Origin of the sequence: Streptomyces sp. ASQP_92, from assembly GCF_025399895.1 — a bacterium.
In the GTDB taxonomy this organism is placed as follows: domain Bacteria; phylum Actinomycetota; class Actinomycetes; order Streptomycetales; family Streptomycetaceae; genus Streptomyces.
This window is the reverse complement of sequence record NZ_JAODUA010000003.1, coordinates 174,326-196,614: the sequence shown is the minus strand read 5'-3', so window position 1 is coordinate 196,614 and position 22,289 is coordinate 174,326. Positions and strand designations below refer to the sequence as shown.

Sequence of the window (22,289 nt, the reverse complement as noted above, 5' to 3'; positions counted from 1 at the left end):
TGTCCCTTCGGTGTAAGTCATAGTCGTTACCCACCCCGCGTTAGCGGCGCTTCGACTTCCGGTCGTCCTTGACGTGGCCGCGGAAGGTGCGAGTCGGCGAGAACTCGCCGAGCTTGTGGCCGACCATCGACTCGGAGACAAACACCGGGACGTGGGTCTTGCCGTTGTGCACCGCGATCGTGTGGCCGAGCATGGCCGGGATGATCATCGAGCGACGGGACCAGGTCTTGATGACGTTCTTGGTACCAGCTTCGTTCTGAGCGTCCACCTTCTTTACGAGGTGTCCGTCGACGAAGGGTCCCTTCTTGAGACTGCGCGGCATCTAAACCCGCTCCTAGCGCTTCTTGTTCGTCTTGCGGCGGCGGACGATGTACTTGCTCGATGCCTTCTTCGGCGAGCGAGTACGACCCTCCTTCTGACCCCACGGGCTGACCGGGTGGCGACCACCGGAGGTCTTGCCCTCACCACCACCGTGCGGGTGGTCGACCGGGTTCATGGCAACACCGCGGACGGAGGGGCGGACGCCCTTCCAGCGCATGCGGCCGGCCTTGCCCCAGTTGATGTTCGACTGCTCGGCGTTGCCGACCTCGCCGATCGTGGCGCGGCAGCGGGCGTCGACCAGGCGAATTTCGCCGGACGGCATACGAAGGTGGGCCATCGTGCCCTCCTTCGCCAGCAGCTGCACCGAAGCACCCGCGGAACGGGCGAACTTCGCACCGCCACCGGGACGCAGCTCGATGGCGTGGATGGTCGTACCGACCGGGATGTTGCGCAGCGCCAGGTTGTTGCCCGGCTTGATGTCGGCCCCGGGGCCGTTCTCAACGCGGTCACCCTGGCTCAGGCCACGGGGCGCGATGATGTAGCGCTTCTCGCCGTCTGCGTAGTGCAGGAGCGCGATGCGCGCGGTGCGGTTCGGGTCGTACTCGATGTGAGCGACCTTGGCCGGCACGCCGTCCTTGTCGTGACGACGGAAGTCGATCACGCGGTAGGCACGCTTGTGGCCACCGCCCTGGTGACGGACGGTCACACGACCGGTGTTGTTACGGCCGCCCTTGCTGTGCAGGGGGCGGACCAGCGACTTCTCCGGCGTGGACCGCGTGATCTCGACGAAGTCGGCGACGCTGGAGCCACGACGGCCCGGAGTCGTCGGCTTGTACTTGCGGATACCCATTTCTCAGTCCTCGTCCGATATTCGGACCAGGGCGCTCCGTTAGGAGGCCTGGCCGAAGATGTCGATACGGTCGCCCTCAGCAAGGGTCACGATGGCGCGCTTGGTGTCGGCACGCTTGCCGAAACCGGTCTTCGTGCGCTTGCGCTTGCCCTGGCGGTTGATCGTGTTGACCCCGGTGACCTTGACCGAGAAGACCGCTTCCACGGCCTGCTTGATCTGGGTCTTGTTGGAGCCCGGCTTCACGATGAACGTGTACTTGTTCTCGTCGAGCAGCGCGTAGCTCTTCTCGGACACAACCGGCTTGACAAGAATGTCGCGCGGGTCCGTGAAGGTCTTGCTGGTGATCTCGGCCATCAGGCCTCGCTCCCCTCGTTGTCATCGGCCTTGGGGCCAGACACGAAGGACTCGAAAGCGGCCTGGGTGAAGACCACGTCGTCGGAGACGATCACGTCGTACGTGTTCAGCTGGCCCGGCTCCAGGATGTGGACCTGGGGCAGGTTGCGGGCGGACAGCCACGCGGCCTCGTCGGCGCGCTCGACGACCAGGAGCAGGTTGTTGCGCTCCGAGATCTTGCCGAACAGCGTCTTGGCGGCCTTGGTGGAAGCCGTTCCGTCGACCACGCCGGTGACGACGTGGATGCGGGAGTGGCGTGCCCGGTCGGAGAGGGCACCGCGCAGGGCGGCGACCTTCATCTTCTTCGGGGTGCGCTGCGAGTAGTCACGCGGCTGCGGGCCGTGGACGACGCCACCACCGGCGAACTGCGGCGCACGGGTCGAACCCTGGCGCGCGCGGCCGGTGCCCTTCTGGCGGTACGGCTTGCGGCCACCACCACGGACTTCGCCGCGGGTCTTGGTCTTGTGCGTGCCCTGACGGGCAGCAGCCAGCTGCGCGACAACGACCTGGTGGATCAGCGGAACGCTGGTCTTCGCGTCGAAGATCTCCGCGGGGAGCTCGACGGTACCGGCCTTGTCGCCTGCCGGCGAAAGGATGTCAATGGTGCTCATTACCTCAAGCCCCCTTGGCCGCGGTACGGACCAGGACGAGGCCGCCGTTCGGACCGGGGACCGCGCCCTTGATGAGCAGCAGACCCTTCTCCGCGTCAACCGCGTGGATGGTCAGGTTCTGGGTGGTGACACGCTCGTTGCCCATGCGGCCCGCCATGCGGACGCCCTTGAACACGCGGCCCGGGGTGGCGCAGCCACCGATGGAACCGGGCGAGCGGTGCTTGCGCTGGACGCCGTGTCCGGCGCCGAGGCCCTTGAAGTTGTGACGCTTCATGACACCGGCGAAGCCCTTGCCCTTGCTCTTGCCCGTGACGTCGACCTTGACGCCGGACTCGAACACCTCGGCAGTGATCTCCTGGCCCAGCGTGTACTCGCTGGCGTCAGGGGTGCGGAGCTCCACCAGGTGGCGGCGCGGGGTCACGTCGGCCTTGGCGAAGTGACCCTTGAGGGGCTTGTTCACCTTGCGCGGGTCAATCTCGCCGAAGGCGATCTGGACCGACTCGTAACCGTCGACGTCGTTCGTGCGGACCTGCGTCACGACACACGGCCCGGCCTTGATGACGGTGACCGGGACAACCCGGTTGTTCTCGTCCCAGACCTGGGTCATGCCGAGCTTCTCGCCCAGGACGCCCTTGATGTTCTTGCTCATCTCGGCCCGTCCCTTCAGAGCTTGATCTCGATGTCGACACCGGCCGGAAGGTCGAGGCGCATGAGCGAGTCAACCGTCTTCGGCGTGGGGTCGAGAATGTCGATGAGGCGCTTGTGCGTGCGCATCTCGAAGTGCTCGCGAGAGTCCTTGTACTTGTGCGGCGACTTGATGACGCAGTACACGTTCTTCTCAGTGGGCAGCGGCACCGGGCCTGCGACCGACGCACCAGTGCGGGTCACCGTCTCGACGATCTTCTTCGCCGAGGAGTCGATGACCTCGTGGTCGTAGGCCTTGAGCCGGATGCGGATCTTCTGTCCCGCCATGGCTACCTAGTAGTCCTTTGTCTCGTAACGCTCTGGTACCCGGGGGTTCTGACGACTCTGTCTCCGACCCACGCGGTCGGGCGTGTCGCACTCCCTCTACGCAGAAATCCCATACGGGATTTCCCAACCAAGGGGATGCGGGCCACAAGACCTCGCAGACGGGGGCAGAACACCCACCGGACGCCTGGCCGGAGCCCCGCTGACACTTCCCGGAAGATTCCCGTACGTCCGCTCCAGCGCTGCCGCGAGGCGACAGATGGGGCGACGAGTACTGTGGGACTCGCTTCCGGTCCTCCCGGCGGGAGGCGCGCAGCATCGGCACTCAACCGAGCAACCCCGACAGTCTGCCACACCGGGCCACGGCCTGGCCAATCGCAGCGGGGAAGCGTACCCCACGTCACATGCGCTCACGCATTCGGCGCGCGACATCGCCCGCCCGGCCGCCCCGCACATGGCGTCGTCCGCGCCGTGCCCGCTCGCAGCCGCTCTCAGAGCATGGCCGCGCGCAGCTCCGCCGAGGGGATGCGCACGGAGATCCGGCTTCCGGGGTTCAGCTTGAGGGCGACATCGGCCGGCAGAGACGCCACGAGCTCCCCGCACGAGACCGCCTGCAACTGGGGCGCTGCGCTCGGGGCGTGCTTCGGGTCGGTCAGCACAGGGACGAATCGCCCCTCGGCGTCGGCATAGAGGGCCACCCCGGCCTCATCCGTCGGTACCAGGAACACGGTCGCACCCACCAGGCGCCGGACCACGTCTGCTTCGGGGCCGTGCCCCGTCGCGGCCAGTTGCATCGCCGCTTCGATCGCGTCCGTGGGAACCGGGAGTCCCATGGCCACGGGTGACGGCCGATAGTTGGGATTGCGCTTGAAATCCCCGGGCTCGCCTCTGCCATCGACCGGCCAGGCACCGATGACGGCGTACGGGGGAACCGATCCCCGCGGGTCATAAGCAGCGTCAATCGAATAGAGCCAGCTATTCGGAGCGCCTTTCGCCTGGGCCCGCAATTCAGGGGTCATGACCGGCTCCGGGGCACCTTCCCGCCGAGCCTCGAATGAATCCAGCCACTCCGCGTAGGCGGCCTTGTGCTCGGCCACCGAAACAACATCCCTGTCCGCGGCGTCCTCGAAAAGGTCGACGGTGTCCTCGGGCGTCGGGGCGACTCCCGCGCGCAGCCGGTAGGCCCTGGTGCTGCCGCTGGAGCGGAGCATCCCGCTCTGCCAGACGTCGGGCCTGGCGCCCTTGACCAGGAGCCGCCAGCCCGACGCCTCGAGCTGGAGACGTACATCCAGCAGCGCGCTGAACAGGTCCTCGGCCGCGCCCGACACGTTTCCCCACGGGCCCGCGGCGCGTACCCGATACGGGGTACGGCTGCGCTCATCAAGCCCCCAGGCCAGGTCGCACCGCACGAACTCGTCGCCGCGCGCAGCGACGACATCCCCCCGGCTGCCCATCATCGTCTCGGTCATAGGGTCCATCCTGGCGGCAGCATGCCGCTTGGTCGCACCCGGGGTTCAGGCGGGGCGGCAGGGGGTCGATAGTTGGGATTGGGAGTGAAGTTCCCCCACCCCCCATCAGGGGTCCGCTCCCATACCCCTTTAATATTCTCCGCACGGACGCCCCCAGGAAAGGCGATCTCACTCTCACTGGCAAAGATGTTGTCCGGCATGGAAGCATTTACGTCAATGCCACCAGGCGCATCGATCTCGTACCTGAATTTTGGCGCCCAGCCCAGATCAGGGTTGCGGGTCGTCCCCACATAGGCGGAGGGCGTGTTCTTCTCGACATAATCACGCAAGTGGGTATTGGACGGTTCCCAAGGCTGAAAACCTTCTTCGAAGATGGCATCAGGGGATCGCGCGTCAAAGCGCCACAGAGGTTCGTCCGACGTTCGCCAAACAGCATTTCCCGGAATGGTCGAGACGTCCACGGAACGGTCGGCCGCTGCCGCGAGCCGATCGGGATCCCCCGAATGTCTCGGTTCGTGAGGTCGTCGGGTTCCATCCTGCGAATCGATGCCGGCGCCCTTGGCCTCCGTCGAGCGGGCAGCATCCTCGATCGCAGCGTCGGCGCCCTCCCGCAGCCCGAACCTGGCCCCGGTCCGCAACGTTCCCCCGGCGAACATCTCCGGCTGGACCGCGTTGGGCAGCAGCCGGCCGGCGAACTCGAACGGGTCCCGCTTGAAGTCGTCCACCGCGCCCTTGATCGCCCGCTCCGGGTGGGCGGCCGTCGAGACGAGGCCGGCGAGGGTGGTGGCGACGCTTTTCTCGTACTCGGCCGGGTGCAGGAGGTTGTAGGGGTCCTCGGGGTTGAGGGAGCGGGCGAAGTTCAGGATGTCGGCGGTGCCCTTGACCACGCCCACGGCGGCGTGGTCGAGCTCGATCGCGCCGCCTGCCATGAAGTCCGTGTAGTCGCTGCCGAGCCGGGACAGCGGCGGCGGTGCGGCCGGGGCCGAGGCCAGGGCCGCCTCGACCATCCCCCGGGCCGCGGCCGCGGCCCCGCCGCGCTGGCGGCGGGCCTCGTCGAGCACCTCCTGGGCGCGCTGCCGGGTGGCCAGGCCCGGGTCGGAGAACGGGCCGGGCCGCGGCCCGGGTTCCTGTTGGGCGCGCACCTTGTCGTTGTAGGCGTCGACCCGCTGGTTGTACGCCGCCACCGCCTCGCGGGACTCCTGCTCGCCCTGCCGGTACAGCGCGATGGCCTCCTGTGCCTTGCTCTGCGCCCACTCGACGGTCCCGGCGTAGTGGACGAGGGCGCCGGAGGCGTCGTGGCAGGCGAAGGACGCCTCGTCCCACTTGGCGGGGTGCAGGGCGAACTGGGCGCGGAACGCCTCGGCGGCCTGTCCCTTCCAGCTCCCGGAGTCCAGCCGGCGCATGCCCTGGCCGACCTTGGCGAACGCCGCCGCGAAGTCCGCGAGGTGCTGGGCGTTGGCCCGGATCGTTTTGGGGTTGCCATGGACGAGGTCGTTGAACAGTTCGGTCTGGCCGAGCTGTTTCTCGTCGACATGCGCGCCAAGGGCCGCGGCGACACCATCGCCGAAGTCGTCGACCTGGTCGGCCAGTTGATGGGCGCCGACCCGGTCCAGGAGACCGCTCGCGAGGTGCGCGCCCTTGTCGACGGCACCGCCGACCGCCTTCTTTCCGGCGTCGACACCCTCCTCGACCTTGTCCAGGCCCTTGTTCAGCAGGTTCTTCCCGCCGTCGACCCAGCCCCCGAAGTCCGCCATCAGCCCTTGTCCCCGCCGTTCCTGGCCCGCTGTTCGGCGCGGGCCTCCGGTGAGGGCCCGAACTCCCGGTCGCGCCACTGGTCGACGGCCTCGTCCTGGCCCGTGGCCGACCCCGCGACCGACAGGGAGAGGCCGAACGGGGTCAGCTTGCTGTCGCTCATGTCCCGGCCGGCGTCCTTCACGCTCTGCTTGATGTCCGCGTCGGCCTTCTGGAAGGACTCGGCGCTGAAGTCCGCGTGGGCGTACATGGTGTGGTCGGCGAGGTCTCCCCAGGACATGCCGGTGACCTCGTCCTCGGTGGCGTGGGGATTGCCCATCGCCGAGTTGGCCAGGACCTTGAAGCCGCCCTGGACGTACTGGTCCTCCCGGTACACGATCCCGGCGGAGAGCCCCGCCCTCAGGGCGAAGTCGTTGCCCTCCTGCACCAGCGCCCGTACGCCCCACTCCCAGCGCTCGCAGAAGGACCTGAACGTCTCCGTGAGGCCGTCGTCGCCCAGCTCCAGGCCGCCCATCGCCATCGAGCCGAACCCGCGCCCCATACCGGCCTGCCCCACGAGCCCGAGCTCCTCCAGCTCGCTCAGGGCCCCGTTGATGCCCTGGGTGATCAGCGTCAGGGCCTCCGGCGGTATGCGCAGATCCTCAGTGCCCTCGCCGCTCATGCCCCTGCCGTCCCCTCGGTCGCATACGCCCCGGCGTCCAGCGCCACGGCCTCCGGCACGATCCCGGCGACCGGCGGGAAGACCATGCCCCGGGGGCTTCCGACGTCGAGCGCGACCCCGGCCGGAACCCCCAGCGCGGGCACGGCGATGTCCAACAGCCGTGCGCCGAGCACCCGTTGGTAGGCCCACTCCCGATCGCCTTCACCGCGTGCGATCGCGAACCGGGCCAGCGCCGCCTCGTCGGAGAACGCGTGGATCCACCGGATCCCACCCCACTCGGCGGTCCACCACCCGCCCTCGACCTCGGGCACCAACGTCGCCGTACGGCGGAAACCGCCCAGCACCGCCGCGAACCCGTGCCGTCCCCGCCACCCCTGCGGTCCCCCCGGTATCTCCACGCCCGGCAGAATCACACAGCCCCGATTCGCAAAGCAATCCGAATCCGGGCGCGCCCGGCGGGACTTGGCCGGTGGCGCCATCCCTCCGGCCGCATCCCCGCACCCCGCCGCCCGCGGCACGCAACCCCGCCCCCCACTCCCCCGTCTCACTGGGCGCGCGGCCCCTCGCGGGCGCGAAGGACGAGGACGAGCGGCGGACGGGACGTACGTGAACGACACAGCAAGGGCCTCGGGGCCGGGCCGGAGGGCCGTTCTCGGGGGCGCCGTCGCCGCGGGGCTCGCCGTCGGCGTCGCGGGGTGCGCGGTGCCCACCCCGGGGCGGACCAGGACGACGGCCACCGTCGCCCCCCTCACCCCACCCCCCACCCCCCTCCTCCTCCAGATCCTCGCCCACCCGGACGACGACCTGTACTTCATGAACCCGGACACCCACCACACCCTGGACGCCGGGGTCCCGCTCGTCAGCGTGTACGTCACCGGCGGGGAGGCCAACGGGGACAACCGGGTGGTCGGGGACACCGGGCCGCACGTCTACGACAAGGCCGCCTACTCCTCCGCCCGGCACCAGGGGCTGCGGCAGGCGTACGCCACCCTGCTCGGGCTCGACAGGTACACGCCCTGGGAGAAGTCCGTCGCCGAGCTGCGCGGCGGCCACCGCGCCGAGGTCAACCGGCTCCAACACCGGGGCCGCAGCGTGGAGTTGGTGTTCCTCAACACCGCCATGCACACCCCGCTGGGGGGACGGATGGGGCTGCCCGCGCTCTGGGAGGACCACCACCTCCAGCTGCCCGTCGTCATCGCCATCGGCTCCCCCCTGCGCCAGGCCAAGAGCTACACCTACGACGACCTGGTGGAGGTGCTGGCCGGGCTGCTCGCCCACTACGCGCCCACCCACGTCCAGACCCTCGACCCGGACCCGGACATCCAGCACAGCTCCCCGGCCGTACGCCAACACGACTCGGAGCAGGCGGGGTACTCCGACCACGCCGACCACACCGCCGCCGCGTCCTTCGCCTGGGCCGCGCTGATCCGCCACGCCGAGCAGGGCAGCGCCTTCCTCGCCACGGCCTACCGCGCCTACTACAACCGGCACTGGCCCAAGAACCTCCCCCCGAAGGTGCTCGCCGAGAAGGCCGTCCACCTCGTTCCGTACGGGGGGAGCGCGGACTGGAGTTGCGGGAACCCGGGCGGCTGCGGGGACTACAACGTCGGCGGGAACCGGCCGCTCACCAACGGCAAGGGCTGGGTCCGCTCCACCCACTACCGCCACCCCGGCGTCCGGCTCCTGCTCGGCGACGACGGCGCGTACGGCTATGGGGTGCTCGGGCTGCGCGCCGTCCGGTGGAGCCGGAACGACGACGGCGGCTGGGGCGCCCCCGAGGACCTCGGCGGCTCCCCCCTGGCCCCCGTCCTCGGCGGCGCCGGCCTCCCCGACGGCCGACAGCTCCTCTTCGCGCTCCGGTTCTCCTCGCTCCAGGGACGGGCCGGGGCCAACACCCGCGAGATCGTCGCCCTCGAACAGGCCGCGCCCGGTGGGCGGTTCGGGGCCTGGAAGGGGCTCGGCAACCCCGAGCGCGGCGACGACCGCGGGCGACGGATCGGTTCACCGCTGGCCCTCGCCTCGCCGGACGGACGCGTCCACCTCTTCGTGCGCAACGCGGACCGCGGCATCAGCACCCGCGTCCGCGAGGCGGACGGCACCTGGTCGCCCTGGCGCGATCTGGGCGGCGAGTCCGTACAGGAGGGGCTGAACGCGATCGTCGACCCGCGCGGGCGCGTCCATGTCTTCGCGGCCGGCACCGACACCGTGCACCACTGGACGCAGCCCACCCCCGGCGCGCCCCTCGCACCCGCCCCGACCCGGCTCCCGCTCCCCGTCGACGCGGTGGCCCCGAGCGTGCTCGGCGACGGCGTACGCCTCCTGTACCGCACCTCGGCCGACCCGAAGAAGGCCCACCAGGATCCCGGCTCCCCCGCCTCCCCGCGCCTCACCTCCGTACGCCTGGACGGCAGCGCGGCGACGCCGGTCGCGCTCGACGGATACGGGCCGGTCGGCGCCGCGGCCGGATTCGTGCTGGGCACGGACGAGCAGGGGACGCTCCAACTGGCCGACGGCAAAAGGGTGTTGAAGCGCGCCCGGGGCGCCACCCCCATCGGCATGCCCACGCTGTACGTCCGTGACGGGCGCCCCCTGGTCGTCGGGCTCGGCGTCGACGCCCGCCCCTGGTCCTGGCGGCCGTAACGCCTTCCGGAACCCCGCACGCACAGCGAAGAGCCCCGCACCTCGAAAGGTGCGGGGCTCTTCTGACAGCTCAGCGAGCTACCAGGTCAATCGTCAGGTACTTACTTGACGATCTTGACGACCTGGCCGGCGCCCACGGTCCGGCCACCCTCACGGATGGCGAACTTCAGGCCCTCTTCCATGGCGACGGGCTGGATCAGCGAGACCGTCATGGAGGTGTTGTCGCCCGGCATGACCATCTCGGTGCCCTCGGGGAGGGTAACGACACCGGTCACGTCAGTCGTACGGAAGTAGAACTGCGGGCGGTAGTTGTTGAAGAACGGCGTGTGACGGCCACCCTCGTCCTTGGACAGGATGTACGCCTGGGCCTCGAACTCGGTGTGCGGCGTGACCGAACCCGGCTTGATGATGACCTGGCCGCGCTCGACGTCCTCGCGCTTGATGCCACGAAGCAGCAGACCGACGTTCTCACCGGCCTGGCCCTCGTCGAGCAGCTTGCGGAACATCTCGATGCCGGTGACCGTGGTGGTGGTCTTCTCGGTCTTGATACCGACGATGTCGACGGTCTCGTTGACCTTCAGGACACCACGCTCGATACGACCGGTGACGACGGTGCCACGACCGGTGATCGTGAAGACGTCCTCGATCGGCATCAGGAACGGCTTGTCGACGTCACGCTCGGGCTGCGGGATCGCCTCGTCGACGGCGGCCATCAGGTTCAGGACCGACTGGCCCCACTCCTTGTCGCCCTCGAGCGCCTTGAGCGCCGAGACCTTGACGACCGGCAGGTCGTCGCCCGGGAACTCGTACTCGGAGAGGAGCTCACGAACCTCGAGCTCGACGAGCTCCAGGATCTCCTCGTCGTCCACCATGTCGGCCTTGTTCAGCGCGACGACGATGTACGGAACGCCGACCTGGCGGGCCAGGAGCACGTGCTCCTTGGTCTGCGGCATCGGGCCGTCGGTGGCGGCAACCACGAGGATCGCGCCGTCCATCTGCGCGGCACCCGTGATCATGTTCTTGATGTAGTCCGCGTGACCGGGGCAGTCGACGTGGGCGTAGTGACGCGACTCGGTCTGGTACTCGACGTGCGCGATCGAGATCGTGATACCGCGCTGGCGCTCCTCAGGAGCCTTGTCGATCTGGTCGAAGGCCGAGGCCTCGTTCAGGTCCGGGTACGCGTCGTGCAGCACCTTGGTAATGGCGGCCGTGAGGGTCGTCTTACCGTGGTCAATGTGACCGATGGTGCCGATGTTGACGTGCGGCTTAGTCCGCTCGAACTTTGCCTTCGCCACTGGGGTCCTCCTGCGGAGTGGTTCTGGTACGCCTTACTCATCGGCGCCAGGTGATCTTTGCTGGGATGCCGGGGCCCGGGGCACCCACCGTAAACCTGATGGTTTACGCCGAATGCCCCAGTGGCTCCGGTGACAAGCCTAAAGCGTGAACTCGGAAGAGTTACTCGCCCTTGGCCTTCGCGATGATCTCCTCGGCGACGTTCCGCGGAACCTCGGCGTAGGAGTCGAACTGCATCGAGTAGCTTGCGCGACCCGAGGTCTTGCTGCGGAGGTCGCCGACGTAGCCGAACATCTCCGAGAGGGGCACGAGGCCCCTCACGACGCGGGCGCCGCTGCGCTCCTCCATGGCCTCGATCTGGCCACGGCGGGAGTTGATGTCGCCGATGACCTCACCCATGTAGTCCTCGGGCGTGACGACCTCGACGGCCATCATCGGCTCAAGGAGCACGGGCGAAGCCTTGCGCGCGGCCTCCTTGAAGGCCTGCGAACCGGCGATCTTGAACGCGAGCTCGGAGGAGTCGACCTCGTGGTAGCCACCGTCGAGAAGGATGACGCGGACGCCAGTCATCTCGTAGCCGGCCAGGATGCCGAACTGCATGGCCTCCTGCGCACCCGCGTCCACCGACGGGATGTACTCCCGGGGGATGCGGCCACCGGTGACCTTGTTCACGAACTCGTACGACGCCTCGCCGCCCTCGATGGGCTCGATCGCGATCTGCACCTTGGCGAACTGACCGGTACCACCGGTCTGCTTCTTGTGGGTGTAGTCCACGCGCTCGACGGTCTTGCGGATCGTCTCGCGGTACGCGACCTGCGGCTTGCCGACGTTCGCCTCGACCTTGAACTCGCGACGCATACGGTCGACGAGGATGTCGAGGTGGAGCTCGCCCATACCACCGATGATGGTCTGGCCGGTCTCCTCGTCCGAGTGCACCTGGAAGGAGGGGTCCTCCTCCGCGAGACGCTGGATGGCGACACCCAGCTTCTCCTGGTCACCCTTGGACTTGGGCTCGATGGCGACCTGAATGACCGGCGCCGGGAAGTCCATGGACTCCAGGATGACCGGGTTCTTCTCGTCGCACAGCGTCTCACCGGTGGTGGTCTGCTTCAGGCCCATCACGGCGATGATGTCGCCGGCGCCCACCGAGTCGATCTCCTCACGCTTGTTCGCGTGCATGCGGTAGATCTTGCCGATGCGCTCCTTCTTGCCCTTGACGGAGTTCAGCACCGCGGTGCCGGCCTCCAGGCGACCGGAGTAGATCCGGACGAAGGTGAGCTTGCCGAGGTGCGGGTCGCTCGCGATCTTGAACGCCAGCGCCGAGAGGGGCTCCTCTTCGGACGGCTTGCGCTTGACCACGACCTCCGGGTCCTTGACGTCGTGGCCTTCGATGGCCTCGACGTCCAGGGGGGAAGGCAGGTAGCGAACGACGGCGTCGAGCAGGGGCTGGACGCCCTTGTTCTTGAACGCGGTGCCGCAGAACACGGGGGTGACGGTGGTGTCGCCGCCCTTGCCGGACGCGATGGTGATGCGACGCACGGCGGCGTACAGCTGCTCCTCGGTGGGCTCGACGCCCTCGAGGAAGAGCTCCATCATCTCTTCGTCGTTCTCGGCGACGGTCTCGACCAGCTTGCCGCGCCACTCTTCAGCAGCCTCGGTGTGCGTGGCCGGGATGTCGACGACGTCGTACATCTCGCCCTTGGTCGCTTCCGCGGACCACACGAGGGCCTTCATGCGGACCAGGTCCACAACGCCCTCGAAGTTGGCCTCGGAACCGATCGGCAGCTGCATGACGATCGGGGTCGCGCCGAGGCGGTCCACGATCATGTCCACGCAGCGGTGGAACTCGGCGCCGGTACGGTCGAGCTTGTTGACGAAGCAGATGCGCGGGACGCCGTAACGGTCGGCCTGACGCCAGACCGTCTCGGACTGCGGCTCCACACCGGCGACACCGTCGAACACGGTGACCGCACCGTCGAGGACGCGGAGCGAACGCTCCACCTCGACCGTGAAGTCCACGTGGCCCGGGGTGTCGATGATGTTGATGGTGTGGTCGACGTCCTCGAGCGGCCAGTGGCAGGTCGTCGCGGCGGACGTGATCGTGATGCCGCGCTCCTGCTCCTGCTCCATCCAGTCCATCGTGGCAGCGCCGTCGTGGACCTCACCGATCTTGTACGAGACGCCGGTGTAGAACAGGATCCGCTCGGTGGTGGTCGTCTTGCCCGCGTCGATGTGAGCCATGATCCCGATGTTGCGGACCTTGGCCAGGTCAAGTGAAGTGGTAGCCATATCGGCTCAGTCTTCTCTCGGTCTCGATGTGGGTAGCGACTACCAGCGGTAGTGCGCGAAGGCCTTGTTGGACTCGGCCATCTTGTGGGTGTCCTCGCGCTTCTTGACCGCAGCGCCGAGGCCGTTGGAGGCGTCGAGCAGCTCGTTCATGAGGCGTTCGGTCATGGTCTTCTCACGGCGGGCGCGGGAGTAACCCACGATCCAGCGAAGCGAGAGGGTGGCGGCGCGACCGGGCTTGACCTCGATCGGCACCTGGTAGGTGGCGCCACCGACACGGCGGGACTTGACCTCAAGAGACGGCTTGACGTTCTCGAGAGCGCGCTTCAGCGTGATGACCGGGTCAGCACCGGTCTTCTCGCGCAGGCCCTCCATGGCGCCGTAGACGATGCGCTCGGCGGTGGAGCGCTTGCCGTCCAGCAGGATCTTGTTGATCAGCGAGGTGACAAGAGGAGAGCTGTAGACCGGGTCGATGATGACCGGGCGCTTCGGGGCGGGGCCCTTACGAGGCATTCTTACTTCTCCTTCTTGGCGCCGTAGCGGCTGCGGGCCTGCTTGCGGTTCTTGACACCCTGGGTGTCGAGCGAGCCGCGGATGATCTTGTAGCGAACACCCGGCAGGTCCTTCACACGGCCACCACGCACGAGCACGATCGAGTGCTCCTGCAGGTTGTGTCCCTCACCCGGGATGTAGGCCGTGACCTCGATGCCGGAGGTCAGGCGCACACGCGCGACCTTACGGAGCGCCGAGTTCGGCTTCTTCGGGGTGGTCGTGAACACACGCGTGCAGACGCCGCGACGCTGGGGCGAACCCTCGAGCGCGGGCGTCTTGTTCTTCTCGACCTTGTCCTGCCGGCCCTTCCGGACCAGCTGCTGGATCGTAGGCACTACTTCTCCGGTTTCTGTGTGCCGTAGTAAAACTAACCTGAAACACGTCTCCGACCCACGCGGTCGGGTGTGTCGAATACTGCAGACCCCCGCCCGAAGGCGGGAGAGGCGCAGATTGCGGTGGCCGGTCCAGAAGCTCGTACTGCGGACGTAGGCACGCAGCGGAGCCCAGGCACACCCCAGGCACAAGGTCTGAGCGTACCTACCTCATCGACTTGGGTCAAAACAAATGCCCACGCGCGGGCCTCGGCACCCCGTGGGACATGTCACCCCATACCCGTCCGGGCTCCACCATGAGACGAACCGTCTCAGCAGGCGGTCGTTCGGGCGCCCTCCAGGGTCCCCGTCGGTACCCCGGCCGACGCTGAAAACCCCGAAGGGCGCCCGCCCCGCGTGCTGCGGGGTGGGCGCCCTTCGGCTGACGTACGCCTTACTGGTTGTAGGGACCGTAGTCGTAGTCCTCCAGCGGAACGGCCTGGCCGGAGCCCGTGCCGAACGGCGAGTAGTCGATGTCGTCGTAGCCGACGGCCGAGTACATCGCGGCCTTGGCCTCTTCGGTGGGCTCGACCCGGATGTTGCGGTAGCGGGACAGACCCGTACCGGCCGGGATGAGCTTACCGATGATGACGTTCTCCTTGAGGCCGATGAGGCTGTCGGACTTGGCGTTGATCGCCGCATCCGTCAGGACTCGGGTCGTCTCCTGGAAGGAGGCGGCCGACAGCCAGGATTCCGTCGCCAGCGAGGCCTTGGTGATACCCATCAGCTGCGGACGGCCGGAGGCCGGGTGGCCGCCTTCCGTGACCACACGACGGTTCTCGGTCTCGAACTTCGAGCGCTCGACGAGCTCGCCCGGCAGCAGCTCCGCGTCGCCGGACTCGATGATCGTCACGCGGCGCAGCATCTGCCGGATGATGATCTCGATGTGCTTGTCGTGGATCGACACGCCCTGCGAGTTGTAGACCTTCTGGACTTCGCCGACCAGGTGGACCTGGACCGCGCGCTGACCGAGGATCCGCAGCACGTCGTGCGGGTTGGTGGCACCGACGGTGAGCTTCTGGCCCACCTCGACCGCGTCGCCCTCGCCGACCAGGAGACGGGCACGCTTGGAGATCGGGAACGCCGTCTCCTCGCTGCCGTCGTCCGGGGTGACGACGATCTTCTTGGTCTTCTCGGTCTCCTCGATGCGGACGCGACCCTTGGCCTCCGAGATCGGCGCGACACCCTTGGGCGTACGGGCCTCGAAGAGCTCGACGACACGCGGCAGACCCTGCGTGATGTCGTCACCGGCCACACCACCGGTGTGGAAGGTACGCATCGTCAGCTGGGTACCGGGCTCACCGATGGACTGGGCGGCGATGATGCCGACCGCCTCACCGATGTCGACCAGCTTGCCGGTGGCGAGCGAGCGTCCGTAGCAGAAGGCACAGGTGCCGACCGCGGACTCACAGGTCAGGACCGAGCGGGTCTTGACCTCCTCGACACCCGCACCCACGAGGGCGTCGATGAGCACGTCACCGAGGTCCACGTTGGCCGGCGCGATGACCTTGCCGTCGACGACGACGTCCTCGGCGAGCATGCGGGCGTAGACGGAGGTCTCGACGTCCTCGGTCTTGCGCAGCACGCCGTCGGCGCCCCGCTCCGCGATCTTGAGCTTGAGGCCGCGGTCGGTGCCGCAGTCCTCCTCACGGATGATGACGTCCTGCGAGACGTCCACCAGACGACGGGTCAGGTAACCCGAGTCGGCGGTACGCAGGGCGGTGTCCGCCAGACCCTTACGGGCACCGTGCGTGGAGATGAAGTACTCCAGAACGGTGAGGCCCTCACGGAAGGACGCCTTGATCGGACGCGGGATGGTCTCGTTCTTCGCGTTCGACACCAGACCACGCATACCGGCGATCTGACGCATCTGCATCATGTTTCCTCGGGCACCCGAGTCAACCATCATGAAGATGGGGTTCGTCTTGGGGAAGTTCGCGTTCATCGCCTCGGCAACCTCGTTGGTCGCCTTGGTCCAGATCGCGATGAGCTCCTGCGTGCGCTCGTCCTTGGTGATCAGACCGCGCTCGTACTGCTTCTGCACCTTCTCGTCCTGGGCCTCGTAGCCCTGGACGATGGCCTTCTTGGCCTCCGGGACGACGATGTCCGAGACGGCGACGGTGACGCCGGAACGGGTGGCCCAGAAGAAGCCCGCCGCCTTCAGGTTGTCGAGCGTCGCCGCCACGATGACCTTGGGGTAGCGCTCGGCGAGGTCGTTGACGATCTCGGAGAGCTGCTTCTTGCCGACCGAGTAGTCGACGAACGGGTAGTCCTCGGGCAGCAGCTCGTTGAAGAGCGCGCGGCCAAGGGACGTCCGCAGACGGAACGAGTCGCCCTGCTGCCAGGTCGTCTCGCCGTCCTCGTCGAGCGGCGGGGTCCAGCCACGCGGCGGGACGGTGCCGATCGGGAAGCGGATGTCGATCTTCGCCTGGAGCGAGAGCTCCCGGGCGTCGAACGCCATGATCGCCTCGGCGGTCGAGTTGAAGGCGCGGCCGGCGCCCTTCACCTCGCGCTCCTCTTCGTCCGTGGTGAGGAAGAAGAGGCCGAGCACCATGTCCTGGGTCGGCATGGTGACGGGACGGCCGTCGGCCGGCTTCAGGATGTTGTTCGAGGACAGCATCAGGATGCGGGCCTCGGCCTGCGCCTCCGCGGAGAGCGGCAGGTGGACGGCCATCTGGTCACCGTCGAAGTCCGCGTTGAACGCGGTGCAGACGAGCGGGTGGATCTGGATGGCCTTGCCCTCGACCAGCTGGGGCTCGAAGGCCTGGATGCCGAGGCGGTGCAGCGTGGGCGCACGGTTCAGCAGAACCGGGTGCTCGGCGATGACCTCTTCGAGGACGTCGTACACGACCGTGCGGCCGCGCTCGACCATCCGCTTGGCGCTCTTGATGTTCTGCGCGTGGTTCAGGTCGACCAGGCGCTTCATCACGAACGGCTTGAAGAGCTCCAGCGCCATGGCCTTCGGCAGACCGCACTGGTGCAGCTTGAGCTGCGGGCCGACGACGATGACGGAACGCGCGGAGTAGTCCACACGCTTACCGAGCAGGTTCTGACGGAATCGACCCTGCTTGCCCTTGAGCATGTCGGACAGCGACTTCAGCGGACGGTTGCCGGGGCCCGTGACCGGGCGACCACGACGGCCGTTGTCGAAGAGCGCGTCGACGGCCTCCTGAAGCATGCGCTTCTCGTTGTTCACGATGATCTCGGGAGCGCCGAGGTCAAGGAGTCGCTTGAGGCGGTTGTTGCGGTTGATCACGCGGCGGTACAGGTCGTTCAGGTCGGAGGTCGCGAAGCGGCCACCGTCCAGCTGCACCATCGGACGCAGGTCCGGCGGGATGACCGGCACGCAGTCGAGCACCATGCCCTTGGGGCTGTTGCTGGTCTGCAGGAACGCGGAGACGACCTTGAGGCGCTTGAGCGCACGGGTCTTCTTCTGGCCCTTGCCGGTACGGATGATCTCGCGGAGGCGCTCGGCCTCCTCGTCGAGGTCGAAGGTCTCCAGGCGCTTCTGCAGGGCAGCGGCACCCATCGAGCCGTCGAAGTACGTGCCGAAACGGTCACGCAGCTCGCGGTAGAGCAGCTCGTCGCCCTCGAGGTCCTGGACCTTGAGGTTCTTGAAGCGGCTCCACACCTCGTCGAGACGGTCGATCTCGCGCTGCGAACGGTCGCGCAGCTGCTTCATCTCGCGCTCGGCACCCTCGCGCACCTTGCGGCGCACATCGGCCTTGGCACCCTCGGCCTCGAGCTCGGCGAGGTCCGTCTCGAGCTTCTTGGCGCGGGCTTCGAGGTCGGAGTCGCGGCGGTTCTCGATCTGCTGACGCTCGACGGAGACGTGCGCCTCCAGCGACGGCAGGTCGCGCGTACGGCGCTCCTCGTCCACGAACGTGATCATGTACGCGGCGAAGTAGATGACCTTCTCGAGGTCCTTCGGCGCGAGGTCGAGCAGGTAGCCAAGACGCGACGGAACGCCCTTGAAGTACCAGATGTGGGTCACGGGAGCGGCAAGCTCGATGTGGCCCATCCGCTCGCGGCGCACCTTGGCGCGCGTGACTTCCACGCCACAGCGCTCACAGATGATGCCCTTGAAGCGGACGCGCTTGTACTTGCCGCAGTAGCACTCCCAGTCCCGGGTCGGACCGAAGATCTTCTCGCAGAAGAGTCCGTCCTTTTCGGGCTTGAGGGTGCGGTAGTTGATGGTCTCCGGCTTCTTGACCTCACCGTGGGACCACTGACGAATGTCGTCAGCGGTGGCGAGGCCGATCCGCAGCTCGTCGAAGAAGTTGACGTCGAGCACTTGTCGTCAATCCCTCTTTCGGGGTCGATTCTTCAAGATGGTCTGAGGGGGGTCCCGGGGACGGCGGGGGCTCTAGTGAGCCCCCGCCAGACCCGTCAGACCTCTTCGACGCTGCTCGGCTCGCGCCGGGACAGGTCGATACCGAGCTCCTCCGCAGCGCGGAAGACGTCCTCGTCCGTGTCGCGCATCTCGATGGACATGCCGTCCGAGGACAGCACCTCCACGTTGAGGCAGAGCGACTGCATTTCCTTGATGAGCACCTTGAAGGACTCGGGAATGCCGGGCTCGGGGATGTTCTCGCCCTTGACGATGGCCTCGTAGACCTTCACACGGCCGGTCACGTCGTCGGACTTGATGGTCAGCAGCTCCTGGAGGGCGTACGCGGCGCCGTATGCCTCCAGCGCCCACACCTCCATCTCACCGAAGCGCTGGCCACCGAACTGGGCCTTACCACCCAGCGGCTGCTGGGTGATCATCGAGTACGGACCGGTCGAGCGGGCGTGGAGCTTGTCGTCGACCAGGTGGTGCAGCTTGAGGATGTACATGTACCCGACCGAGATCGGGTCCGGGAACGGCTCACCGGAGCGGCCGTCGAACAGGTTGGCCTTGCCCGAGGGCTGGACCAGCCGGTCACCGTCGCGGTTGGGGATCGTGGCCTCGAAGAGACCGGTGATCTCGTCCTCGCGGGCGCCGTCGAAGACCGGGGTGGCGACGTTGGTGCCGGCGGCGACCTGGTCGGCGCCGATGGCCTGGAGCCGCTGGGCCCAGTCGTCGGCCAGACCGGAGACGTCCCAGCCGCGGCTGGCGAGCCAGCCGAGGTGGATCTCCAGGACCTGTCCCGGGTTCATTCGGGACGGGACACCGAGCGGGTTGAGGATGATGTCGACCGGAGTTCCGTCCTCGAGGAACGGCATGTCCTCGATCGGAAGGATCTTCGAAATGACACCCTTGTTGCCGTGACGGCCGGCGAGCTTGTCACCGTCCGTGATCTTGCGCTTCTGCGCCACGTAGACGCGAACCAGCTGGTTCACACCCGGCGGCAGCTCGTCGCCCTCTTCACGGTCGAAGACGCGGACGCCGATGACCTTGCCGATCTCGCCGTGCGGCACCTTCAGCGAGGTGTCACGCACCTCGCGTGCCTTCTCACCGAAGATCGCGCGCAGCAGGCGCTCCTCCGGCGTCAGCTCGGTCTCACCCTTGGGCGTGACCTTGCCGACGAGGATGTCGCCGGCGACGACCTCGGCACCGATACGGATGATGCCGCGCTCGTCGAGGTCGGCGAGGACCTCTTCGGAGACGTTCGGGATGTCCCGGGTGATCTCCTCCGGGCCGAGCTTGGTGTCACGGGCGTCGACCTCGTGCTCCTCGATGTGGATCGAGGAGAGGACGTCGTCCTGCACGAGGCGCTGCGACAGGATGATCGCGTCCTCGTAGTTGTGACCCTCCCACGGCATGAACGCCACGAGCAGGTTCTTGCCCAGCGCCATCTCACCCTGCTGGGTGGCGGGACCGTCGGCCAGGACCTGGCCCTCGATCACGCGGGCGCCCTCGTCGACGACAACCTTCTGGTTGACCGAGGTGCCCTGGTTGGAGCGGGCGAACTTGGCGATCCGGTACGTGGTGTACGTGCCGTCGTCGTTGGCGACGGTGATGTAGTCCGCGGAGACCTCCTGGACCACACCCGCCTTCTCCGCCTTGATGACGTCACCGGCGTCGACCGCGCAGCGGTACTCCATGCCGGTGCCGACGAGCGGCGCCTCGGACGTGATCAGCGGCACGGCCTGACGCATCATGTTCGCGCCCATGAGGGCACGGTTGGCGTCGTCGTGCTCGAGGAACGGGATCATGGCGGTCGCGACCGACACCATCTGGCGCGGCGAGACGTCCATGTAGTCGACCTCGGTGCCGGGCACGTAGTCGACCTCGCCACCACGGCGGCGGACCAGCACGCGCGGCTCGGTGAACCGCATGTCGTCGCTGAGCGCGGCGTTGGCCTGCGCGATGACGAAGCGGTCCTCCTCGTCGGCGGTGACGTAGTCGACCTCGTCGGTGACCTGGCCGTCGACGACCTTGCGGTACGGCGTCTCGATGAAGCCGAACGCGTTGACGCGGCCGTACGAGGCGAGCGAACCGATCAGACCGATGTTCGGGCCTTCGGGCGTCTCGATCGGGCACATGCGGCCGTAGTGCGACGGGTGCACGTCACGGACCTCGAAGCCGGCCCGCTCACGGGAGAGACCACCCGGGCCAAGCGCCGACAGACGGCGCTTGTGGGTGAGACCCGACAGCGGGTTGTTCTGGTCCATGAACTGCGAGAGCTGCGAGGTGCCGAAGAATTCCTTGATCGACGCCACGACCGGGCGAATGTTGATCAGGGTCTGCGGCGTGATCGCCTCGACGTCCTGGGTCGTCATGCGCTCACGCACGACGCGCTCCATACGAGCCAGACCCGTACGGACCTGGTTCTGGATGAGCTCGCCGACGTTGCGCAGACGACGGTTGCCGAAGTGGTCGATGTCGTCGGTCTCGACGACGATGTTCCGACCCGACTCGCCGACCGTCTCGGTCTCACCGGCGTGCAGCTTGACCAGGTACTTGATGGTCGCGATGACGTCGTCGGTGGTGAGCACGCCGGCGTCCAGCGGCTCGTCCGCGCCGAGCTTCTTGTTCACCTTGTAGCGGCCGACCTTCGCGAGGTCGTAGCGCTTCGGGTTGAAGTAGAGGTTCTCGAGCAGCGTCTGAGCGGCCTCGCGCGTCGGCGGCTCGCCCGGACGCAGCTTGCGGTAGATGTCGAGCAGCGCGTCGTCCTGGCCCTGGGTGTGGTCCTTCTCCAGGGTGGCGCGCATCGACTCGTACTCGCCGAACTCCTCGAGGATCTGCTCGGTGGTCCAGCCGAGAGCCTTCAGGAGGACGGTGACGGACTGCTTGCGCTTGCGGTCGATGCGGACACCGACCATGTCGCGCTTGTCGATCTCCATCTCGAGCCAGGCACCCCGGGACGGGATGATCTTGGCCGTGAAGATGTCCTTGTCGGACGTCTTGTCGATGTTGGAGTCGAAGTAGACACCCGGCGAGCGGACCAGCTGCGACACGACGACACGCTCGGTGCCGTTGATGACGAAGGTGCCCTTGTTGGTCATGAGCGGGAAGTCGCCCATGAAGACCGTCTGGGACTTGATCTCGCCGGTCTCGTTGTTGGTGAACTCGGCGGTGACGAAGAGCGGGGCCGCGAACGTGAAGTCGCGCTCCTTGCACTCGTCGATCGAGTTCTTCGGCGGCTCGAAGCGGTGGTCGCGGAAGGTCAGCGACATCGACCCGGAGAAGTCCTCGATCGGGGAGATCTCTTCGAAGATCTCCTCCAGACCGGACTTGGTGGGGACGTCCTGTCCACTCTCGAGAGCGGCCTCGACCCGAGACTTCCAAGCGGCATTGCCGAGCAGCCAGTCAAAGCTCTCGGTCTGCAGCGCAAGAAGGTTCGGAACCTCGAGGGGCTCCTTGATCTTTGCAAAGGAGATGCGCAGCGGGGCGGTGCTGGCGCCGTTGTTCGTATTGGCGGTCGAGGCGTTGCGCGAGGCGGCCAAGAGGGGGTCCTTCCGAGGGCTCGGACTCACTACGCGCGTACCGGTCCCACGTGGGCACAGAGAGAGACGTTTCCCGACGAGGCCCAAGAGGCCAGGTCGGGGCGGTTCCATCAAAGATGCTCAAGCGAGGGCATGCCCCTGGTGACGGGCAGGGGACAGCTAACAGGCAGCGCAAAGGGACAGTGTAGCCACTCGGCACACTGATGTCCAGGGCGGATTTTTCGACACCCGCGTTGCTCTTCTCAA

17 protein-coding genes are annotated in these 22,289 nt (G+C 67.4%); 1 reads left to right on the top strand and 16 read right to left on the bottom strand.

Going from position 1 to position 22,289, the window contains the following annotated elements; all coding sequences use genetic code 11:
* Nucleotides 1-40 precede the first annotated feature (40 nt).
* From rpsS to N4G70_RS10320, 10 genes are all read right to left on the bottom strand, one after another.
* Nucleotides 41-322 (bottom strand): 30S ribosomal protein S19, encoded by a 282-nt coding sequence (rpsS, locus tag N4G70_RS10365; RefSeq protein WP_100578122.1) that lies wholly within the window; start codon nucleotides 320-322, stop codon nucleotides 41-43.
* 12 nt (nucleotides 323-334) lie between these two features.
* Nucleotides 335-1,171, bottom strand: a complete 837-nt coding sequence (gene rplB, locus N4G70_RS10360) for a 50S ribosomal protein L2 (RefSeq protein WP_053727607.1) — start codon at nucleotides 1,169-1,171, stop codon at nucleotides 335-337.
* Between the two features lie 39 nt (nucleotides 1,172-1,210).
* Entirely contained in the window at nucleotides 1,211-1,525 is a 315-nt protein-coding gene (gene rplW, locus N4G70_RS10355) for a 50S ribosomal protein L23 (protein WP_053727606.1), read from the bottom strand.
* Nucleotides 1,525-2,175 carry a 50S ribosomal protein L4 gene (gene rplD / locus N4G70_RS10350; protein WP_261712267.1) on the bottom strand — a complete coding sequence of 217 codons (651 nt, stop codon included), beginning with the start codon at nucleotides 2,173-2,175 and terminating at the stop codon, nucleotides 1,525-1,527. The genes rplW and rplD overlap by 1 nt, the downstream gene beginning before the upstream one ends.
* Nucleotides 2,176-2,179: 4 nt before the next feature.
* Nucleotides 2,180-2,824: a 50S ribosomal protein L3 gene (gene rplC / locus N4G70_RS10345; RefSeq protein ID WP_120721902.1), complete on the bottom strand. Its 645-nt coding sequence runs from the start codon at nucleotides 2,822-2,824 to the stop codon at nucleotides 2,180-2,182.
* Nucleotides 2,825-2,838: 14 nt separating this feature from the next.
* Complete coding sequence (gene rpsJ / locus N4G70_RS10340) at nucleotides 2,839-3,147, bottom strand: 30S ribosomal protein S10 (protein ID WP_003948644.1); 309 nt, start codon at nucleotides 3,145-3,147, stop codon at nucleotides 2,839-2,841.
* Between the two features lie 488 nt (nucleotides 3,148-3,635).
* On the bottom strand, nucleotides 3,636-4,613 hold the full coding sequence (locus N4G70_RS10335; RefSeq protein WP_261712265.1) for a type VII secretion system-associated protein: 978 nt from the start codon (nucleotides 4,611-4,613) through the stop codon (nucleotides 3,636-3,638).
* Nucleotides 4,610-6,367 carry a WXG100 family type VII secretion target gene (locus tag N4G70_RS10330; protein ID WP_261712264.1) on the bottom strand — a complete coding sequence of 586 codons (1,758 nt, stop codon included), beginning with the start codon at nucleotides 6,365-6,367 and terminating at the stop codon, nucleotides 4,610-4,612. The genes N4G70_RS10335 and N4G70_RS10330 overlap by 4 nt, the downstream gene beginning before the upstream one ends.
* Nucleotides 6,367-7,026: a hypothetical protein gene (locus tag N4G70_RS10325; protein WP_261712263.1), complete on the bottom strand. Its 660-nt coding sequence runs from the start codon at nucleotides 7,024-7,026 to the stop codon at nucleotides 6,367-6,369. Before N4G70_RS10325 ends, N4G70_RS10330 begins: the two co-directional genes overlap by 1 nt.
* The gene (locus N4G70_RS10320) at nucleotides 7,023-7,505 is read right to left on the bottom strand and encodes a hypothetical protein (protein ID WP_399034881.1); all 483 of its coding nucleotides are present in this window, start codon (nucleotides 7,503-7,505) and stop codon (nucleotides 7,023-7,025) included. Before N4G70_RS10320 ends, N4G70_RS10325 begins: the two co-directional genes overlap by 4 nt.
* A 127-nt stretch (nucleotides 7,506-7,632) precedes the next feature.
* Between N4G70_RS10320 and N4G70_RS10315 the strand changes: the two genes are divergently transcribed.
* On the top strand, nucleotides 7,633-9,666 hold the full coding sequence (locus tag N4G70_RS10315; RefSeq protein ID WP_261712260.1) for a PIG-L family deacetylase: 2,034 nt from the start codon (nucleotides 7,633-7,635) through the stop codon (nucleotides 9,664-9,666).
* 101 nt (nucleotides 9,667-9,767) lie between these two features.
* On the opposite strand, the gene tuf is transcribed toward N4G70_RS10315, so the two are convergent.
* The 6 genes from tuf to rpoB form a co-directional block, all read right to left on the bottom strand.
* Entirely contained in the window at nucleotides 9,768-10,961 is a 1,194-nt protein-coding gene (gene tuf / locus N4G70_RS10310; protein ID WP_261712259.1) for an elongation factor Tu, read from the bottom strand.
* A gap of 160 nt (nucleotides 10,962-11,121) precedes the next feature.
* Nucleotides 11,122-13,248 carry an elongation factor G gene (gene fusA / locus N4G70_RS10305; RefSeq protein WP_261712257.1) on the bottom strand — a complete coding sequence of 709 codons (2,127 nt, stop codon included), beginning with the start codon at nucleotides 13,246-13,248 and terminating at the stop codon, nucleotides 11,122-11,124.
* A 39-nt stretch (nucleotides 13,249-13,287) separates the two neighbouring features.
* Nucleotides 13,288-13,758, bottom strand: a complete 471-nt coding sequence (gene rpsG, locus N4G70_RS10300) for a 30S ribosomal protein S7 (RefSeq protein WP_014154599.1) — start codon at nucleotides 13,756-13,758, stop codon at nucleotides 13,288-13,290.
* Between the two features lie 2 nt (nucleotides 13,759-13,760).
* On the bottom strand, nucleotides 13,761-14,132 hold the full coding sequence (gene rpsL, locus N4G70_RS10295) for a 30S ribosomal protein S12 (RefSeq protein WP_003948652.1): 372 nt from the start codon (nucleotides 14,130-14,132) through the stop codon (nucleotides 13,761-13,763).
* A 430-nt stretch (nucleotides 14,133-14,562) separates the two neighbouring features.
* Nucleotides 14,563-18,462, bottom strand: a complete 3,900-nt coding sequence (locus tag N4G70_RS10290; RefSeq protein ID WP_167157676.1) for a DNA-directed RNA polymerase subunit beta' — start codon at nucleotides 18,460-18,462, stop codon at nucleotides 14,563-14,565.
* A gap of 95 nt (nucleotides 18,463-18,557) precedes the next feature.
* On the bottom strand, nucleotides 18,558-22,043 hold the full coding sequence (rpoB, locus tag N4G70_RS10285; protein ID WP_261712253.1) for a DNA-directed RNA polymerase subunit beta: 3,486 nt from the start codon (nucleotides 22,041-22,043) through the stop codon (nucleotides 18,558-18,560).
* Between the last annotated feature and the right edge of the window lie 246 nt (nucleotides 22,044-22,289).

Bases quoted from the DNA above. Each gene is read 5' to 3' on its own strand.
- rpsS (WP_100578122.1), bottom strand. From the start codon at position 322: ATGCCGCGCAGTCTCAAGAAGGGACCCTTCGTCGACGGACACCTCGTA.
- rplB (WP_053727607.1), bottom strand. From the start codon at position 1,171: ATGGGTATCCGCAAGTACAAGCCGACGACTCCGGGCCGTCGTGGCTCC.
- rplW (WP_053727606.1), bottom strand. From the start codon at position 1,525: ATGGCCGAGATCACCAGCAAGACCTTCACGGACCCGCGCGACATTCTT.
- rplD (WP_261712267.1), bottom strand. From the start codon at position 2,175: ATGAGCACCATTGACATCCTTTCGCCGGCAGGCGACAAGGCCGGTACC.
- rplC (WP_120721902.1), bottom strand. From the start codon at position 2,824: ATGAGCAAGAACATCAAGGGCGTCCTGGGCGAGAAGCTCGGCATGACC.
- rpsJ (WP_003948644.1), bottom strand. From the start codon at position 3,147: ATGGCGGGACAGAAGATCCGCATCCGGCTCAAGGCCTACGACCACGAG.
- N4G70_RS10335 (WP_261712265.1), bottom strand. From the start codon at position 4,613: ATGACCGAGACGATGATGGGCAGCCGGGGGGATGTCGTCGCTGCGCGC.
- N4G70_RS10330 (WP_261712264.1), bottom strand. From the start codon at position 6,367: ATGGCGGACTTCGGGGGCTGGGTCGACGGCGGGAAGAACCTGCTGAAC.
- N4G70_RS10325 (WP_261712263.1), bottom strand. From the start codon at position 7,026: ATGAGCGGCGAGGGCACTGAGGATCTGCGCATACCGCCGGAGGCCCTG.
- N4G70_RS10320 (WP_399034881.1), bottom strand. From the start codon at position 7,505: ATGGCGCCACCGGCCAAGTCCCGCCGGGCGCGCCCGGATTCGGATTGC.
- fusA (WP_261712257.1), bottom strand. From the start codon at position 13,248: ATGGCTACCACTTCACTTGACCTGGCCAAGGTCCGCAACATCGGGATC.
- rpsG (WP_014154599.1), bottom strand. From the start codon at position 13,758: ATGCCTCGTAAGGGCCCCGCCCCGAAGCGCCCGGTCATCATCGACCCG.